We start from the raw sequence: 13,322 nt of genomic DNA, 5'->3' as shown, positions 1-13,322 counted from the left end.
GAAGAGAGAAAGCCCGTTCGGATGAGTTGATCCAAACGGGCTTTCCTTATTAACTGAATAGATTAATCGAAGTAAGAATGATCGGCATCGCAAAAACATCAATCAGGAACGCACCAACGATCGGCACGACGAGGTAAGCTTTTTGCGAATGGCCGTATTTCGAGACGATGGCATCCATATTGGCCATGGCATTCGGTGTCGCACCGAGTCCATGTCCCGTGAATCCGCCGACCATAACTGCAGCGTCGTAGTTTTTGCCAAGCAGACGGAACAGCACGAAAATGCCGAACAGAGCAATGAACACCACTTGCGCCAAAATGATGATGAAGAGCGGCAATGCCAAGTTAGCGACTTCCCATAGCTTGATGCTCATCAACGCCATCGATAGGAAAATGCTCAAGGTAATATCGCCGATGATGCCGATGGTCCGCATCTCGATCAAGTTGCCGTTCAGCCGATCCAGGATGTTCCGGACGATGACTGCAACGAACATCGCACTGACGTAATTTGGCAAGGCGAAGTCGGTAAGATTTGTGAACGCCGTACCGACGTAAGATCCGGCAGCCATACAGAAACCGATGATGAACAACTGGATCATGAATGTTCTTGAAGTGATCGGAGCCAACACAGAAGAGACCGCCGATTTCTTCGGAGCTGCTTCTTCCAGTTCCGCATCTTCCGTCGACTTCAAATTGTATTTATTGATCAAGTATTTGACGACCGGGCCGCCGATCAAACCGCCGGCAACGAGGCCGACTGTCGCAGCGGCAAGGCCGATTGACAAGGCACCGTCAACACCGAGCTCTTCAATCGTCGTTCCAAAGGCAGTCGCAGCACCGTGGCCGCCTTCCATTGAAACCGCACCGACCATGACGCCAATCAACGGATCCAAGTTCAAGAGGGAAGCAAGCGAGATGCCGATGACACTTTGCACGAGTGCAAGGAATCCACATGCGAGCCAGTAGATGACGAGCAGCTTGCCGCCGAGTTTAATGAGGGCGAAGCTCGCACCGAGTCCGACTGTCGTGAAGAACGTCAGCATGAACAAACCTTGAAGCGATGTATCGAGCACGATTTCGACAAGGCCCGTGCCGCGCAGCACCGTCAAAATAATAGCGAGCAAGAGACCGCCGACAACAGGAGCCGGGATGCAGTACTTATCGAGAATCTTGATTTTTGAGTTTAAATACGAGCCGACCATGAAGACGGCCAAAGCGAGAAAGATCGTGGTGACTTGGTCAAGTTCGAGAATCATCGTGCCACTCCTTTATGTCCGATTCGTGATGGAAGCTGTCCATGACTTCTGCAACGAAATAAGCGGCCAGTTTCACAGTCTTTTCCTGGATATCAAGATCAGGATTCACTTCCGAAATATCAAAGCTCAAGAGCTTTTGTTTGGAGGCCACATGCCGCAGCAATTGGCGCACGACGAGCGGATCCAAGCCGAACGGCGAAGGGGCACTGACGCCAGGGGCAGCAGATGCCGCAAGCGAATCGGTGCACAAAGTCAGAAGCAAATAATCATACTGGCTGCTGAAAGCATCGATGACCGCAGTCATTTCAGGCAAATTGTGGAGTGTCAAAATCTCCGCAAGTATGTAGGCACAATTCAGTTCATCCGCTTTCTTGAACAAGGCCTTCGTATTGCCGAACGGCTGGATGCCGAGCACGAGGTAGCCGGCATTGGCGTCGCTTTCAAGAATCTGCCGGAACATCGTGCCGGACGACGGCTGTTCTGCTTCCCGCATATCAAAATGCGCATCGATATTGATCAGGCCGAGTTTCGCATCCGGTCCGATAAATTCCCGCACACCGAGGTAATGGCCGTACAGCGTCTCATGGCCGCCGCCTAAAATGATCGGGGTCAAGGATTTAGCCAATAAACCATTTACATAGCTGCCGAGTTCCGCTTGCGCCTGCTCCAAGTTTTCCCCTTCACAGACAACGTTTCCGACATCAACGGTTGGAACCGAACATTGGATGTTGTAAGGAATCGGTGCCAAGGCTTTCCGAATGGCATCCGGTGCTTTTTTTGCACCGAGACGGCCTTTGTTTCTGCGGACGCCTTCTTCCGATTCAAAGCCGATCAGCGAAAAGCCGTTTTCTTTATCGGCCAATTCATCGACGCTTGAATGCTTGACGACTTGATGGAAACGGAAGGTCGCAGGATCCGTTTCGCTGTCCACGCGGCCCGTCCATAAAGCTTTATTTGGTAGTGTATACATGCGAGCACCTCGAATTCCTTTATTAGTTTTTTCAGAACTATGTGTATTTTTATTGTAAAAGAGTTATTCTATTATTACTAATACCGAAAATTGATGAATCCATAGTTTGAAACTATAAAGGAGAGCGCTTACATGAATATGACTCATTTGAAATACTATATTACGCTTGTTGAACAAGCATCTTTTACAAAAGCGGCAAACGAACTGCTCATCGCCCAGCCGTCCCTCAGCATGGCGATCAAAAAGCTTGAAACTGAATTGGAATTAAAACTGCTTGACCGCAGCAAACGCGATCTCTCATTAACGAAAGAAGGGGAGATCCTCTACGAAGAAGCAAAGAAATTGATGAACCACGTGAACTACGTCGAAGGTGAAATGAAGCGGCTGAAAGACCAAGGCCCAATGGAACTCGCCATCGGCATCATCGAATCCGCCAAGTTCTGGATTCCGAAAATCCTGAAAGCCATCAAAGACGAATACCCGGGCGTCCGCATCGAAATCGTCGAAGTGCTAGGACTCGACGATGTCCATAAAGCCTTAAACAATTACGACATCCATTTCGCCATCACAAACCAGCTCATGTCGAAGCAAGAAGTCAATGTCCTTCCTATATATAAGGAAAACTTTGTCGCACTGCTTCCGACCGGCCATTCGCTCACCAAAAAAGCGCAGCTCGACGTCACCGACCTGATCAGCGAATCGTTCATCATCTTCAAGGAAGGCTTCCAAACGCGCCAAGACATCCTGAACGCATTCCGCCAAGCCGGCAGCAAGCCGAACATCCAGTTCGAAGTCGAGCGCTTCGAAACGGCCATCAGCTTTGTCGAAGAAGGACTCGGCGTCACCCTCGTGCCGGAGAATTACATCAAGTCGTTTCAGAACAACCGCTACGAAGTGCGCGAACTGAACGACCATAACGTCACGCGCACCGTTTTCCTCGCGCACGATACGAGAAGGTATTTGCCGCCGCTCGTGAACCGGTCGATTGAGTTGATTCGGGGGTTTTTTGAAGGGGAGCTTAGTGAATAAAAGAGATTCGAATGATTTGTTAAAGAGCGCTACCTTGACAAGGTAGAAGTCACCGGTCTGAATCCGGCAGAAATCAGGGTACTTTTGGATATGCAAAATAATAAGTACGATGATATTAGTCTATTTCTTTAATTTGTATAACGTGTACGTTATAATGTACATAAAAGGAGATGGTGAAAATGTCAGCAATTACTGCAACTACACCTACCAATCTGAGAAAAGACTTATTTAATATTCTTGAAGACGTTACAGAATCTAACACTGAAGTAATCATTACGCTGAAGTCAGGTAAAAACGCGGTATTAATATCTGAAGATGAATTGAATGCTTATCGGGAAACAGCTTATTTGATGTCCACCAGAGCGAATAGAGAAAGACTTAATGACGGAATTAGTCAGTTAGAAAGTGGCAAAGGGATTGTCCGGGATTTAATCGAAGACGATGCAGATGCTTAAAATATGGGCTGATCAAGCATGGGAGGATTATCTTTACTGGAAAGATAATGAAAAAAAGAACGTAAAAAAAATCAACCGACTCATCAAGGAAATCGAACGCCACCCCTTTACAGGACTGGGAAAACCGGAACCCTTGAAACATGAATGGAAGGGTTATTGGTCCAGGCATATTACGCAAGAACATCGATTAGTTTATAAAGTTGAAAACGATTCGATATTAATTGCGCAAGCAAGATTTCATTATTAAGCGCAATCCTAATTTGAAGCGGATCCCCATGGATTCGCTTTTTTCATGCAATAGAATTGGCTGCATGAAGAGCGCAGTCTCTTACAATCATAATATGAAATTTAACTGAAGAGAAAAAAGGCCTTTCCAACATTTTATGTTGGAAAGGCCTTTTTTATTCTATAACGATACGTTCAATAAAACTTACAAAATTGCTTCTGCAATCACTTTATCCAGCTTCCGGATATCCACTTTTTTCGCCAAATTCAATTTGAACTTGCCAAGCGTCGTCCAAAGCTCGAGCTCTGTATTGAAATCGAAGGTGCCGGCATTCTCCGACGAGTACATGATGATCGACTTGAACGGAATCGTGTAGACTTCCACTTTCTTGCCTGTCAATCCTTGCTTATCGGAAATGATGAACCGCTTGTTCGTGACAACCGCTGTATCGCGCACAGTCTTATAGGCGATTTGCGCCACTTCGCCTGGAACCAACAATTCTTTTACCGAATCGGGCACTTCAATTTCCTGCGTGAACGTCCACGTAACATTGCATTTAGAGCTGACATTAAAATCTCCATTTTCCTGTTCATTACTTTACGTAAGTTAATTTACACCCTTGCCTACTTAACGAGGCAATATAATTATTAATATCAACCAATTTGTACGAATTATATCACAATATAAAATACATCTAATAATAAAAAAGTTGTAGATTATTTTTATTAAAAACAGTATTATTTAACCATTAACATATTTTTTCCTTTTTAAAATAAAAATGTAAATTTATGTTTAAAATTCAAAGTGAAATTACAAAAAAGGAATGATTTTATGAGCGGCTTAAATATGGCGGAATCTTTATTACTTATGGAAAAGGACAGTTTAAGATTTAATTATGCCCTTCTTCATGATTCGAACATTTTGAAAATGCTTTTACCATTTGCAAAAGAAAAGTTAAGCAAGAGTAAAAAATCTGAAATTATGGAAATGATCAATGATGAAGCAAATAAATATAAGTATACCCCAACACCCCAATTGAAAAGAGGATTATTAAAAGAGCTTGGAGATTTATATAATATTCCACATCGAGAATATGTTGTAAAACAAGACATAGTAGATCAATGCGAACGTATTATCGATAGAATGTTCCTAGATATGAAAAGTAGTAATAAAAAGTTTAAAGCTTTTTTGAATAATTCTAACTTAAGTGAAAATCCTTTAGATGCCATTACTAAGTATCAAATGATGAATTTAATCGAATCTATTGGAGATCATAAATTTGATCCGCGACAAATGAAGGAAGTCGGAGATTCTTTAGAAGAATTCTTTAATGATTTACCTGAAACCCAACAAAAAAGAATTGCCGAAAAGTTAGGAATAAATAACATTACTAGTTCATCGATTCAACAACTTATAGCAACTAATGGCACTGCTGTAGTTTTTGCAGCTATTGTACAGGTGGCCGGATTTGCTTTTTACACGACCCTTACATCGGTTGTTGCCGGGATTTTTGGATTTGTAGGAATCACACTGCCATTTGTTTTTTATACAACTATGACATCGCTAGTAGCTGTAGTGGCTAATCCGTTAATCTTTTTACCAGCTTTATTGATTGGAGGAAGCTTCTTATTGCATAAACAAAATATAAAGATGAAAAAAGCAATTTCTCCAGTGGTTTTAATGCAAATTTTGACTAGTGCAGATTCAGGAAAAGAACCAGAATGGGAAGAAATATTAAATGGATAATTTACAGTGGGAATCATTTTTACAATTTTGGGAGAATGGAGACTATGAGAAGGCCGCCTCAATTCCTTTAGAAGATAAACAGCTTGGTGGAACAGGAGTGATTAATAAACTATTTCGTTCGCCCTCCATTGATTCTCATACAATTGCAGGCATTTCTTTTCTAGATGTTATCTATGATTATGCAATGGTAGATCCGTCTATTATACAAGCGGTAGACTTTGCTAGAAAAGAGGATTTAAGTAATTTCTTTGCATTTCAAATTTTTGCAAAAGAATTAGATTTAGAACAAAGTGGAGAATTAATTCGGCTTAAGGGGTATGCTGCTGAACGTTTAATAGCCCTAGAGTTACAAGGGAAAGGTCATGAAGTGAGTTTTCCAGAAAGTTCAAATCAAAAAGGATTTGATTTGCTTGTAGATGGACAACAGTTTCAAGTAAAATGTCTATCTTCGGTAGGTGGAGTCCATGAGCATTTTCGGAAGTATCCGGATATTCCGGTCTTAGTTAATAGTGAATTAACAGAGAAACTAGAAGCGAATCCATTAGTTTTTGGAACTGGAGTATCGAATGAAGTTGTAGATAAAGCAACTTATTCTTCTTTAAAACATGCAGCAGAATTTGGAGATTTAAATATACCTTTAATAGCTACCGGTATAGCAACTCTAAAAAACGGACATAATGTACTAGTGAATGGATTGGATTTAAAAACGGCGGGGTTAAATGTGGCCAACGAAGTTGGTGCCAGGGGTGTCGGAGGGATTGCTGGCAAAGGGGTGGGATTAATGATAGGGCCTTTGCTTGGTCCAGCAGGTGTAGTTGTTCTACCTATTATTTTTGGAATTGGGGGCTCATATGGTGGAAAGAAATTAACAAACTCTATTAAGAAAATTTACACCCAAAAAGAACGTCAGATGGCTTTGACGGCTTTAAAAGTATTAATAGAGACTATATTGAAAATTATTCCTAAAAAAATTGAATTACATGAAGAGAATTTCAAGAAACTTAATTATGAGGTTTCTCAAAATAAAATATTGAATAATTTAAGTGGACTGTTCGATAAAAAATCAAAAGACAAAAAGAAATACCTTAATAACAAAGAAAACGAATTAAGAGAATGGCTCTCTAAAATAGATATGAATAAACTCGCCATTGAAAAAGAATCATTACATGTTTTAGATACTATTGTAAAAACGCAAATCCATCCATCACTTTATCAAGTTGAATTAACTAAGTTTGGCGATGCATATTCTGCTTTAGGAAAGCTTTGAAATTATTAAACTAAAATCGACTAAAAGTATTTTTAGATTCGTAAAAAATCTAGGAGTGAGAGGGGAATTATGTTAAGTAGATTTAAAGACAAATTGAGTAGTATTTCGGCAAATGGTTTGGAGATCCCAATTACTTCTTCTGTCATAGAGCAATTAATTAAAATGAAGCTAGGTTTACAGGATGTTAAAGTGAAAATAACGCCAGAGTCTCTTACTATCCAAGGAACCACAGAAGTAAAGAAACTAATGCTTAAGAAGATGGTATCGTTCAGAGTAACGTTAAAACCGATTCATTTAGATAAAAGAACTATTCAGTTTGAATTGATCGATATGAAGCCTGTTGATATAAATTTTATTAGCGATAAAATCTTTAACAGACCGCCTTTTTTAGGATATGCAGATCGAACGATTAAAATGGATTTGAATGCCTTGGATGTTGTAAACAAAATTCCTGTAGGAAATATTAAATCTTATGAGATGGTTGAAGATGCTATAAATATTAGATTTTCTTTGTGAATACAGAAGAACCTTACTTAAAATAATATGTATTATGCTTTAATCTGCCAACAAGTCTTGTATGGACTAAGTATAAAACGAATGAAAAAGCGGATCCAGATGGGTTCGCTTTTTCTTTGCGATAAAATTATATGCATGTCAGGCATTAGTGGCTAAAACTGCCATTTCTTTATCATGAACGCGGTTACATCCTCCTCATTATGTGGTAAAATTATGTAACTAATAGCGGCTTATTGAAAGGGGGCATTTCCATGGTTTATCAATCCCGGACACAGTCCGAAGCTCAGCTGGAGAATGAGATGATTGAGCAGCTTGTTCAATTGGGGTATGCAAAAGTCTCGATTCCTTCCATCAAAAACTTACAAGAGAATTTCCGAATCCAAATGGATCGATTAAATAAAGAAAACCTCAACGGTATCCTTCTGTCTGATAAAGAATTTGCGCGCCTCCTTTTGAAAATCGAAGGGAAAAGCGTCTATGAATCAGCGAAGCTGCTGCGTGACAAGCAGACTATTACGCGTGACGACGACAGCACGCTATACCTTCAATTAATGGATACTCAAAACTACTCAAATAACCTTCTCCAAGTTACGCATCAAACGACTGTCGTTGGCCGCTACACGAACCGCTACGATGTAACTTTGCTCGTAAACGGACTGCCGCTTGTGCAGATTGAACTAAAAAGAAGAGGCCTTCATTATATGGAGAGCTTCCACCAAATTATGCGCTACCGAAAAGATTCCTACGGTGGCTTATTTAACTTTCTGCAGGTTTTTGTGGTTTCAAACGGCGTCGATACAAAGTACTTCGCGAACTCAGATCGGCAGCCGCTGCAGAGTATGATGTTCTTTTGGTCGGATGACCGCAATAAACGCATCACGAAACTAGACGCCTTCACAGCTTCTTTTCTCGAGCCGAAGCGCATACAAGATATCATCACAAAGTATATGATCATCAACGACACCGATAAGCATTTGATGGTCATGCGTCCATATCAAATCTATGCCGTTGAACAAATTTTACAACAGGCGATTGCAAAAGAAGAAAACGGCTACGTTTGGCATACGACAGGGAGCGGGAAAACGTTGACCTCGTTTAAAGCGAGTGAATTGCTAGCACAGGAAGAAGACATCAAAAAAGTTATTTTCCTCGTCGACCGGAAAGACCTGGATTCCCAGACCATGGAGGAGTTCAATAAATTCGAAAAAGACTCTGTCGACCGGACAACGAAAACCGGGGTACTCGTGAAACAGCTGAAAGACCCTCAGCGAAAACGCATCATCACAACGATCCAAAAAATGGCGCATGCTGTGAAGACCGAGAAATACAAAGACATCATGGCGCTATATGAAAATGAGAAAGTCGTCTTCGTCATCGATGAATGCCACCGTTCACAATTCGGCGAAATGAGCTTGCTCATCAAACGCCATTTCAAACGTGCACAGTATATCGGATTTACCGGCACGCCGCGTTTTGTCGAGAATAGGAGCCAAGACGGCCGCACAACTTCTGATTTATTCCAGGACTGCCTGCATACGTATTTGATCAAAGACGCCATCCATGACGGCAACGTCCTTGGATTTTCGGTTGAATATATCCGGACGATCAAAGAAAAAGAAGGTATCGACGACGTCACAAAAGTGCCTGGTATTGACCAGAACGAACTCTGGATAGCCGATACCCGAATCAGCATGATTGCAGAACATATCGCAAACATCCATCACAATAAAACCCATAACAAACAATATACCGGCATGTTGACAGTTGAAAGCATTCCAGCTGCGATTAAATATTACGATGCTTTCAAAAAGCTGGACACAAATATGAAAATCACGACAATCTTCAGTTACGGAACCAATGAAGAAAGCGTCGAGAACCAGGAACATTCGCGCCACTCATTAGAGCGCGTCATAGGCGATTTCAATAATGAATTCGGCACGAATCATAAGACCGATAACTTCTCATATTATTTTGCCGATGTCTCAAAGAAAGTGAAATTAGGGCATATCGATTTGCTCATCGTCGTCGATATGTTCTTAACCGGCTTTGATGCGAAAACTTTGAGTACGTTATACGTCGACCGGCCGCTGAAACATCATGGACTCATCCAGGCATACTCCCGGACAAACCGCGTCGAGGGGCCGAAGAAGATGTACGGCAATATTGTCTGCTACCGCAATTTGAAAGACGAAACCGACGCAGCGGTCCGCTTGTTTTCGCAAACGGGCGACACAGACACTGTGCTGATGAAAGAGTATAATCATTACTTGGCAGACTTCAAAGATCAGCTCGATGTTTTGTTGGATATCGCCATCACGCCGGACGCTGTCGATGAGCTCGAAGGTGAGACAAGCGAAAAAGGATTCGTCATCGCATTTCGCGATTTGACGCGGATTTTGACAAAGCTGAAAACCTTCGTCGAATTTGACTTCAACCCGGAAGACATGGGAATCAGCGAGCAGACCTATAAAGACTTCCGCAGCAAATTCCTACATCTCTATGAAAAGACGCAGAACGTAAAAGAAAAGGTCTCTGTCATTAACGACGTCGACTTTGAAATCGAATTGATGCAAACCGACCGCATCAACGTCGATTATATTTTGGAACTGCTGCGCAACATCAATTATGAAAATAAAACCGAGCGTGATACGGCAGTCAGACGCGCCATCAAGGAAGTCAACGAAGCATCAAGCGACGAAATGCGCTTGAAACGCGATCTTCTGCTTGAATTCCTGCAAGGCGTCGCACCGACTTTATCCAATAACGACTCGGTGGATCAGAAATACCTCGACTTTGAAAGTGAGCGGCGCCAACGAGAAATCCAAGCGATGTCGCAGCAAGTGCAAGTGGCAGAAGACAAGCTGGAATATTTCATGAAGGAATACGAATTCAGCGGCGTCTCGCCCGATCAAGAAATTAACGATGCAATCAAGGCGCCTTTCAAAGAGAAGCGGAAACGCGTTCAGGCATTAAAAGATTTCATCTATAATAATGTGAAAAAATATTCGTAATAAGAGGAGCAAGAAACCATGACAACTTCAGAAAAACAGCGTCAGCAGCAGGCTGAATTGCATAAAAAGCTATGGACGATGGCCAATGATTTGCGCGGCCAAATGGAAGCCTACGATTTCAAGAACTACATCTTAGGCTTGATTTTCTATCGCTATCTGTCCGAAAAGACGGAAGCACGCATTGCGAAATTACTCGAAGAAGACAATATTTCGTATGAAGATGCATGGAAAGACGAAGAATACAAAGAGGGCTTGATCGATGCGCTGCTTGAAGAAATCGGTTTTGTCATCGAACCCGAATACCTCTTTTCATCGATGGTTCGCGAAATTCCAAAAGGCGACAAAGGAACTTTCGACGTCGAACTTTTGCATAAAGCGATCAAAGCGGTCGAAGAATCCACACTTGGCACAAATAGCCAACAGGACTTCGAACATCTTTTTGATGACATGGATTTGACTTCAACAAAACTTGGCCGCGATGTAAAATCTCGCTCGAAACTGATTGCCAAAATCATCTTGAGCATCAACGATATTCCGTTCTTGCACGATGATGTGGATATCGATGTGTTGGGCGATGCCTATGAATACTTGATTTCGCAATTTGCGGCGAATGCAGGGAAAAAAGCGGGCGAGTTTTACACGCCACAGCAAGTGTCCAAAATCCTGGCAAAAATCGTGACACATGATAAGCCAAACTTGAAAAACGTTTACGATCCGACTTGTGGGTCGGGTTCTTTGATGCTGCGCGTTGCTAAAGAGTCGAAGGTTCGCTTGTTCTATGGACAAGAACTGACAACGACAACTTTCAACTTGGCGCGTATGAACATGCTGCTGCATGATCTGCGCTATACCGATTTCGATATCCAGAATGACAACACATTAGAAAACCCGAAACACGTCGGAATGCGTTTTGAAGCAGTTATCGCTAATCCGCCGTATTCCGCCAATTGGAGCGCGGACGCAAAATACCTGGACGATGAACGCTTCAGCGATTACGGAAAATTGGCACCGAAATCAAAAGCAGATTTTGCATTTGTGCAGCATATGATCCATCAGTTGGATGATAACGGCACAATGGCAGTCGTCTTGCCGCACGGTGTTTTATTCCGCGGAGCGGCCGAAGGGGTTATCCGTAAATTCCTGATCGAAGAAAAAAATTACCTGGATGCGGTCATCGGCTTGCCGGCTAATGTCTTTTTTGGCACATCTATTCCGACATGCGTGCTGGTCTTCAAGAAGACGCGGGCAGCGGATGCCAATGTGATTTTCATCGATGCATCGAACGAGTTCGAAAAAGGCAAGAACCAGAACAACCTGACAGACGAAAACGTCGACAAAATCGTCGATACCTATAAATCACGCGAAACAATTGAACGTTATTCATACGCTGCAAGTTTGAAAGAAATTAAAGAGAACGACTATAACCTGAACATCCCGCGTTATGTCGATACTTTCGTTGAAGAAGAGCCGGTGGATTTGGATGCGGTTCAGGTAAGACTGAAAGAGATCGACCAGGAGATTGAAGAGATTGACCGGGAGCTTGAGGAGTACTTTAAGGAACTGGGGGTTGGTTTAGGTGAACGTACCTCAGTTGAGATTTAATGGTTTTAAAGGTGAGTGGGACATTTCAGAGTTAAAAAAGCTAGTTAAATTAGAAGGTGGAGCTACTCCTTTAAAATCTGAGAAAAGATATTGGCAGGATGGACATATCCCTTGGGTTTCTTCTCAAGAGGTAGGACCAAAAAAAATAGACAAAACCACATTTAATATTACAGAAGCAGCTGTTTCAGAAACATCAACCAAGATGGTTGGTAAGAACACTATTTTATTGGTGGTTAGAAGCGGTATTCTTAATAGAACAATTCCGTTATCTATAACAATGATTCCCATGGCAATAAATCAGGATATTAAAGCTATGATTATTAAACATGAAAAACTTCATCATTTATTTTTATATCAATGGATGAAGAAAAATGAAAAAGCAATGTTGAGTAATGTCGTTAAGGGAGGAACTACAGTTCAATCTGTAAATACTCCAGATCTCCAGGATTATCTAATAAAAATTCCAAGTGCAAGTGAGCAACACAAAATTGCAGATTTCTTCGAGCTAATAGATGGGAAAATTGAAAAGCAACAAGAGAAGCTTGATAAGCTGACACTGTTAAAAAAAGGTATGATGCAGAAGATTTTCTCGCAGGAGTTACGGTTTAAAAATGAGGATGGTGAGGAGTTTTCGGAGTGGGAAACAAAGCAATTAAAAGAGTTTGCAATGAAAACAGTAAAGAAGAATAGAGATATGAAAGTTACGAATGTAATATCTAACTCAGCCAAACAGGGTTTAATTTCTCAGAGGAGTTATTTTAAAAAAGATATTGCTAACGAACTTAATATAGACGGTTACTATGTTATTTCAAAAGGCGACTTTGTTTATAATCCTCGGATATCTAGTGAATCTCCATATGGTCCGGTTCATATTTATGAATTAGAAGAGGATGGAATCGTTTCACCGCTCTACCTCTGTTTTAAAACTAAAAACATTGATTCTAAATTTCTAAAGTATTTCTTCATGAGCTCTCAATGGTATAAGCATGTATATACTCAAGGCGATAGTGGAGCGAGACATGATCGTGTCAGCATTAAAGACACAGCTTTTTTTGAAATGAAAATTGCTGTGCCTAGTTTGGTTGAACAAGAAAAAATCAGTGATTTCTTAACCTCGCTTAATCTTAAGGTTGAAAAAGAAAGAGAGAAGTTGATGGTTTTGGAGGAGCAGAAGAAAGGGTTTATGCAGGGGATGTTTGTATAAGGATTATCAGTGTCACCCACCCGATGCTGAAATTCTCATAT

Annotated in this window: 12 protein-coding genes and 1 tRNA gene; 10 read left to right on the top strand and 3 right to left on the bottom strand. The window is 41.5% G+C overall.

What is annotated here, in order from left to right; genetic code table 11:
* Positions 1 to 49 precede the first annotated feature (49 nt).
* Both gltS and hutG read right to left on the bottom strand, forming a co-directional pair.
* Positions 50 to 1,255 carry a sodium/glutamate symporter gene (gene gltS, locus BN1080_RS13705; protein WP_052652856.1) on the bottom strand — a complete coding sequence of 402 codons (1,206 nt, stop codon included), beginning with the start codon at positions 1,253 to 1,255 and terminating at the stop codon, positions 50 to 52.
* Positions 1,239 to 2,225 (bottom strand): formimidoylglutamase, encoded by a 987-nt coding sequence (gene hutG / locus BN1080_RS13700; protein ID WP_052652854.1) that lies wholly within the window; start codon positions 2,223 to 2,225, stop codon positions 1,239 to 1,241. The genes gltS and hutG overlap by 17 nt, the downstream gene beginning before the upstream one ends.
* A gap of 132 nt (positions 2,226 to 2,357) precedes the next feature.
* Here hutG and BN1080_RS13695 point away from each other — a divergent pair, with 132 nt between their 5' ends.
* From BN1080_RS13695 to BN1080_RS13685, 4 genes are all read left to right on the top strand, one after another.
* Complete coding sequence (locus BN1080_RS13695) at positions 2,358 to 3,254, top strand: LysR family transcriptional regulator (protein WP_052652852.1); 897 nt, start codon at positions 2,358 to 2,360, stop codon at positions 3,252 to 3,254.
* A tRNA-Val gene (locus BN1080_RS17265) sits at positions 3,226 to 3,330 on the top strand. The genes BN1080_RS13695 and BN1080_RS17265 overlap by 29 nt, the downstream gene beginning before the upstream one ends.
* Positions 3,331 to 3,433: 103 nt before the next feature.
* Positions 3,434 to 3,709 (top strand): type II toxin-antitoxin system Phd/YefM family antitoxin, encoded by a 276-nt coding sequence (locus BN1080_RS13690; protein WP_052652850.1) that lies wholly within the window; start codon positions 3,434 to 3,436, stop codon positions 3,707 to 3,709.
* Positions 3,702 to 3,956 carry a Txe/YoeB family addiction module toxin gene (locus BN1080_RS13685; RefSeq protein ID WP_052652848.1) on the top strand — a complete coding sequence of 85 codons (255 nt, stop codon included), beginning with the start codon at positions 3,702 to 3,704 and terminating at the stop codon, positions 3,954 to 3,956. Before BN1080_RS13690 ends, BN1080_RS13685 begins: the two co-directional genes overlap by 8 nt.
* A gap of 183 nt (positions 3,957 to 4,139) precedes the next feature.
* On the opposite strand, the gene BN1080_RS13680 is transcribed toward BN1080_RS13685, so the two are convergent.
* Positions 4,140 to 4,454: a PH domain-containing protein gene (locus BN1080_RS13680; RefSeq protein ID WP_234398975.1), complete on the bottom strand. Its 315-nt coding sequence runs from the start codon at positions 4,452 to 4,454 to the stop codon at positions 4,140 to 4,142.
* 312 nt (positions 4,455 to 4,766) lie between these two features.
* On the opposite strand from BN1080_RS13680, the gene BN1080_RS13675 reads away from it, so the two are divergent.
* The 6 genes from BN1080_RS13675 (at position 4,767) to BN1080_RS13650 (ending at position 13,281) form a co-directional block, all read left to right on the top strand.
* On the top strand, positions 4,767 to 5,681 hold the full coding sequence (locus BN1080_RS13675; RefSeq protein WP_052652844.1) for a hypothetical protein: 915 nt from the start codon (positions 4,767 to 4,769) through the stop codon (positions 5,679 to 5,681).
* Entirely contained in the window at positions 5,674 to 6,948 is a 1,275-nt protein-coding gene (locus BN1080_RS13670; protein ID WP_052652842.1) for a hypothetical protein, read from the top strand. The genes BN1080_RS13675 and BN1080_RS13670 overlap by 8 nt, the downstream gene beginning before the upstream one ends.
* A gap of 69 nt (positions 6,949 to 7,017) precedes the next feature.
* Positions 7,018 to 7,464: a hypothetical protein gene (locus BN1080_RS13665; protein ID WP_052652840.1), complete on the top strand. Its 447-nt coding sequence runs from the start codon at positions 7,018 to 7,020 to the stop codon at positions 7,462 to 7,464.
* Between the two features lie 251 nt (positions 7,465 to 7,715).
* Complete coding sequence (locus BN1080_RS13660) at positions 7,716 to 10,475, top strand: type I restriction endonuclease subunit R (RefSeq protein ID WP_052652838.1); 2,760 nt, start codon at positions 7,716 to 7,718, stop codon at positions 10,473 to 10,475.
* Positions 10,476 to 10,493: 18 nt separating this feature from the next.
* Positions 10,494 to 12,077, top strand: coding sequence for a type I restriction-modification system subunit M (locus BN1080_RS13655; protein WP_052652836.1), 1,584 nt, complete (start codon positions 10,494 to 10,496; stop codon positions 12,075 to 12,077).
* Positions 12,052 to 13,281, top strand: a complete 1,230-nt coding sequence (locus BN1080_RS13650) for a restriction endonuclease subunit S (RefSeq protein WP_052652834.1) — start codon at positions 12,052 to 12,054, stop codon at positions 13,279 to 13,281. The genes BN1080_RS13655 and BN1080_RS13650 overlap by 26 nt, the downstream gene beginning before the upstream one ends.
* Positions 13,282 to 13,322 lie beyond the last annotated feature (41 nt).

This window comes from Planococcus massiliensis (genome assembly GCF_000821325.1).
Taxonomy (GTDB): domain Bacteria; phylum Bacillota; class Bacilli; order Bacillales_A; family Planococcaceae; genus Planococcus; species Planococcus ruber.
The sequence above is the reverse complement of the archived record's forward strand: the minus strand, read 5'-3'. Positions and strand labels throughout refer to the sequence as shown.

What these genes read in the sequence shown, in the direction of transcription:
- BN1080_RS13675 (WP_052652844.1), top strand. Translation starts at nt 4,767, where the DNA reads ATGAGCGGCTTAAATATGGCGGAATCTTTATTACTTATGGAAAAGGAC.
- BN1080_RS13690 (WP_052652850.1), top strand. Translation starts at nt 3,434, where the DNA reads ATGTCAGCAATTACTGCAACTACACCTACCAATCTGAGAAAAGACTTA.
- gltS (WP_052652856.1), bottom strand. Translation starts at nt 1,255, where the DNA reads ATGATTCTCGAACTTGACCAAGTCACCACGATCTTTCTCGCTTTGGCC.
- BN1080_RS13660 (WP_052652838.1), top strand. Translation starts at nt 7,716, where the DNA reads ATGGTTTATCAATCCCGGACACAGTCCGAAGCTCAGCTGGAGAATGAG.
- BN1080_RS13655 (WP_052652836.1), top strand. Translation starts at nt 10,494, where the DNA reads ATGACAACTTCAGAAAAACAGCGTCAGCAGCAGGCTGAATTGCATAAA.
- BN1080_RS13670 (WP_052652842.1), top strand. Translation starts at nt 5,674, where the DNA reads ATGGATAATTTACAGTGGGAATCATTTTTACAATTTTGGGAGAATGGA.
- BN1080_RS13665 (WP_052652840.1), top strand. Translation starts at nt 7,018, where the DNA reads ATGTTAAGTAGATTTAAAGACAAATTGAGTAGTATTTCGGCAAATGGT.
- BN1080_RS13685 (WP_052652848.1), top strand. Translation starts at nt 3,702, where the DNA reads ATGCTTAAAATATGGGCTGATCAAGCATGGGAGGATTATCTTTACTGG.
- hutG (WP_052652854.1), bottom strand. Translation starts at nt 2,225, where the DNA reads ATGTATACACTACCAAATAAAGCTTTATGGACGGGCCGCGTGGACAGC.
- BN1080_RS13695 (WP_052652852.1), top strand. Translation starts at nt 2,358, where the DNA reads ATGAATATGACTCATTTGAAATACTATATTACGCTTGTTGAACAAGCA.